Genomic DNA, 4,722 nt, shown 5'->3' on the forward strand with positions numbered 1-4,722 from the left:
GGAAACACCGTTGGTCCTACCCGAACACGGCGACGTCCACCTCCAAGTCACCGTCAGCGAACCCGACCACACCGGCATCCGTCCGTTCGCGGTGCACAGCCGGCCGGATCGGGACGACGCAAGCTGGACCCGCCACGCGAGCGGCGGCTTGGCCCCGCGAAGCGTGCACTCCACCGCGGAGCTGACCGCCTGGCCACCCGCCGACGCCACCCCCCTCTCGCTGGAGGACGGCTACGACCGCCTGCGGGACCGCGGATACGAGTACGGCCCGGTGTTCCAGGGCCTGCGCGCGGCGTGGCAGGCCGGCGCGGACCTGTACGCCGAGGTCCGCCTACCCGACGGTGTCGACCCCGGCGGATTCACTCTGCATCCCGCTCTGCTGGACGCGGCACTGCACGTCATCGGCCTGACCGGCCCGGCCACCCCGGACTGCCTGCTGCCGTTCGCCTGGCAGAACGTCACCGTGCACGCCGCTGGCGCCGACGCGCTGCGCGTGCACGTACGGCGGACCGGAACCGGATCGGTGGCGCTGACTATCGCCGACGCGACCGGCGGTCTGGTCGCCGTGGCAGACTCGCTGACGCTGCGCCCGGTCACCACCGATCAGCTACGCGGCCCCGCCGCCGGTGCGCTCTACGGCCTTAACTGGACGGCTCTCCCCGGCACACCGCCCCCGGGCGTGACGCCCGCCTTCGAGCTGTACGAGCCTGCGGCGGGGAGCGATCCAATCGTACGGGCGATCACCGCGAACGCGCTCGCACGTGCCCAACGGTGGCTGGCCGCCGACCGACCCGGTGACAACCGGCTGGTGTTCGTGACCCGCGGCGCGGTCGCCACGGAACCCCAGCAGAACGCGAATCCGGTGCAGGCCGCCGTCTGGGGGCTGATCCGGACCGCGCAATCGGAGCACCCCGGCCACTTCGTCCTCGTCGACATCGACAGCGAGACCGGAGACGAGGACGTCGAGGCGGCAGTCGCCGGCGTCCTCGCGTACGCGGAAGACCAGGTCGCCATCCGAGCGGGCCGCGCCCACGTCCCCCGCCTGGTGCCGCTCGACACGCCGCAGGCGCTGCCGGAAGAGGCCTGGCGCTTCGACGTGTCCGGGCAGGGGTCCCTCGACCGGTTGGCCGTGGTCACCGGCCCGGAGACGGAGAGCCCGCTGGAGCCGGGCCAGGTGCGGATCGCCGTACGCGCCGCCGGAGTGAACTTCCGTGACGTCGTGATGGCGCTCGGCATGGTGCCCGACCAGCACATCATGGGTTGCGAGGCAGCCGGAGTGGTGCTGGCCGTGGGACCCGGCGTCACCGGGTTCGACGCCGGTGACCGGGTGATGGGCATCGTCGGCGGCTCGTTCGGGCCGATCGCGGTGGCCGACCACCGGCTGCTGGCCGAGGTTCCCGCCGGCTGGACGTTCGCCGAGGCGGCGTCGGTCCCGATCGCGTTCCTCACCGCCTGGTACGGCCTGCACGAAGTGGGCAAGCTGCGCGCGGGCGAGTCGGTGCTCGTACACGCCGCGGCGGGTGGGGTCGGCATGGCCGCCGTACAACTCGCCCGGGACGCTGGCGCGGAGGTGTTCGCCACGGCCAGCCCGGCGAAGTGGGATGCGCTGCGGGCGCTCGGCCTGGACGACGCGCACCTCGCCTCGTCGCGGACGCTCGCTTTCCGGGACGCGTTCCGCCGCGTCGACGTGGTGCTGAACTCGCTCACCAGGGAGTTCGTGGACGCCTCACTGGAACTGCTCGGCGCCGGTGGCCGGTTCGTCGAGATGGGTAAGACGGACATCCGCCCGGCCGCGAACGTCATGGCCGCATTCCCGGGGCTCACCTACGCAGTGTTCGACCTGCTCAGCGTCGACCCCGGCCGCATCCAGCAGATGTTCGCCCAGTTGCTGGCCACGTTCCGGCGAGGTGCGGTGCGCCCACTGCCAATGACCACGTGGGACATCCGCCGGGCGCCGGACGCGCTGCGCTTCATGAGCCAGGCCCGTCACGTGGGCAAGGTGGTGCTGACACTGCCCCGGCGCCTCGACCCGGACGGGACCGTCGTGATCACCGGCGGCACCGGCGAACTGGGCGGGTTGCTCGCCCGGCACCTGGCCGGCGCGCACGGCGTACAGCATCTGGTGCTGGCCGGCCGCCGCGGGCTCGCCGCGCCTGGAGCCGCTGATCTGGTACGCGAGCTGGCCGCGCTCGGCGCCGAGGCAACCGTCGTGACCTGCGACGCCGCCGACCGGTCCGCTCTCGCCGCACTGCTGGCGAACCTTCCCGGCGGCCGCCGCCTAGACGGGGTGGTGCACGCCGCCGGGGTCCTCGACGACGGCGTCCTCGAATCCCTCGATCCGGATCGCCTCGACCGGGTGCTGCGCCCCAAGGCCGACGGCGCTGCCAACCTGGACGCCCTCACCGCCGACCAAGACCTGGCCCTGTTCGCGCTCTTCTCGTCCGCAGTCGGCACGTTCGGCGGCGCCGGGCAGGCGAACTACGCCGCGGCGAACGTGTTCCTCGACGCGCTGGCCCAGCAGCGCCGCGCCCGTGGCCTGCCCGGCCTGTCGATCGCCTGGGGCCTGTGGGACCAGCGCAGCGACCTCACCCGCCACCTCGGCGACGCCGACGTACGACGGATGAGCCGATCCGGTATGGCACCACTGTCCAGCAGTGACGGTCTCGCGCTTTTCGACGCCGCCAGCCGCTGCGACGCGGCCCTGGTCGTCCCGACCCGCTTGGACACGGCGGCGATGCGCACCCCGGCCCAGGTACCGCCGCTGCTGCGCGACATCGTCCGAACGCCGCACCGACGCGTCGCCGCGCGGTCTGCGGCCGGTCCGGACGACTCGATCCAAGGACTGACCGTCCGGCTCTCTGCGGCGGCACCAGCCGAGCACGACCGGATCCTGGCCGACCTCGTGGTCCAGCACACGGCGGCGGTACTCGGCCACCGAGGCAGCCGTGTGATCAGCGCGGAGCGTTCGTTCAAGGAGCTCGGCTTCGACTCACTCACCGCCGTCGAACTACGCAATCGCCTGAACGCGGCAACCGGCCTGAGGCTACGCACCACGGTGGTCTTCGACCGGCCGACACCGCGTGCCCTCGCGGAACAGATACGCACCGAACTGCTCGGCGACACGACGCCCGCCGTACCCGAACCGTCCGCGGCGTTGGCGGCGGTGGACCGCGACATCGACCGCCTGCAGGCGGCGCTGTCCGCACTGAACCCCGACGGTCCGGCCCGGACGGACATCGCGGTACGCCTGCGGTCCCTGGTGGCCGCGTGGGACACCGGCAACGACGACGAGGAGGGACTCAGCTCGGCCTCCGCCGAGGAGATGTTCGCGCTGCTCGACCGGGAACTCGGGACGTCCTGAGCCGGTCCCGACCACGTTGCACGGGGGAGAGGCATGTCTGACGAGGGAAAGCTTCTCGACTATCTGAAGCGGGCCACCAATGACCTGCAACAGACGCGCAAGCGGCTGCGTGACGTCGAGGGTCGACTGCGGGAACCCATCGCCATCGTCGCCATGGGCTGCCGCTACCCGGGCGGCGCGCACACCCCGGACCAGCTGTGGGACCTGGCCGCACAGGGCCGAGACGCGGTCGGTGACTTCCCCACCGACCGCGACTGGAACCTCGGCGCGTTGTTCGACCCCGACCCCGACAACCCCGGCACGTCGTACACGCGCAGCGGCGGCTTCCTCGACGACATAGCCGGCTTCGATGCCGACTTCTTCGGCATCTCCCCGCGCGAGGCGCTGGCCATGGATCCCCAGCAGCGGGTTCTGCTGGAAGTCGCCTGGGAGGCCCTCGAACGCGCCGGCATCGACCCCGCCGCGCTCCGCGGCACCCGCACCGGAGTTTTCACCGGCGTGATGGCCCAGGACTACGGTCCGCGTCTCCATGAAGGCGCCGAAGGCCTGGAGGGCTACCTCCTGACCGGCAACACACAAAGCGTCGTGTCCGGACGGATCGCGTACACCCTGGGTCTGGAGGGCCCGGCGGTGACGGTGGACACCGCCTGCTCCTCGTCCCTGGTCGCCCTGCACCTCGCGTGCCGCTCCCTGCGACAGGACGAGTGCACCCTGACCCTGGCGGGCGGTGTCACCGTCATGTCGACGCCCGGAGTGTTCGTGGAGTTCAGTCGTCAGCGTGGCCTGGCGCCGGACGGGCGGTGCAAGGCGTTCTCGGCGACCGCCGACGGCACCGGGTGGGCGGAGGGTGCGGGTCTGCTCGTCCTGGAGCGCCTGTCGGACGCCCGGCGTAACGGTCATCCGGTGCTCGCGGTCATCCGGGGTTCGGCGGTGAATCAGGACGGCGCCAGCAACGGCCTCACCGCCCCGAACGGCCTCGCGCAGGAACGCGTGATCCGCCAGGCCCTCGCCGATGCCGTCCTCACGCCCGCCGATGTCGACGCGGTCGAGGCACACGGCACCGGTACCCGCCTCGGCGACCCGATCGAAGCGGAGGCTCTGCTCGCCACCTACGGGCGGGAACGAGACGAAGGCGTGCCGCTGCGGCTCGGCTCGCTCAAGTCGAACATCGGCCACGCCCAGGCCGCTTCCGGCGTAGCCGGCGTCATCAAGATGGTGCAGGCGATGCGGCATGGTGTGTTGCCGAAGACCCTGCACGTGGATGAGCCGTCGCCGCACGTGGACTGGTCGTCGGGGTCGGTGTCTTTGCTGACTGAGGCGGAGCCGTGGCCGGAGACTGGCCGGCCGCGTCGTGCGGGTGT

The 4,722-nt window shown here is 72.0% G+C and carries 2 protein-coding genes; both read left to right on the forward strand.

What is annotated here, in order from left to right; genetic code table 11:
* The coding region (locus tag ACLQ28_RS34325) for an SDR family NAD(P)-dependent oxidoreductase (protein ID WP_425690414.1) at positions 1-3,361 on the forward strand (3,361 nt) is incomplete at its 5' end.
* 33 nt (positions 3,362-3,394) lie between these two features.
* On the forward strand, positions 3,395-4,722 hold a 1,328-nt coding region (locus tag ACLQ28_RS34330), incomplete at its 3' end, for a type I polyketide synthase (protein WP_425690415.1).

The sequence above is a fragment of the Micromonospora sp. DT201 genome (genome assembly GCF_049841575.1).
Lineage (GTDB): Bacteria > Actinomycetota > Actinomycetes > Mycobacteriales > Micromonosporaceae > Micromonospora.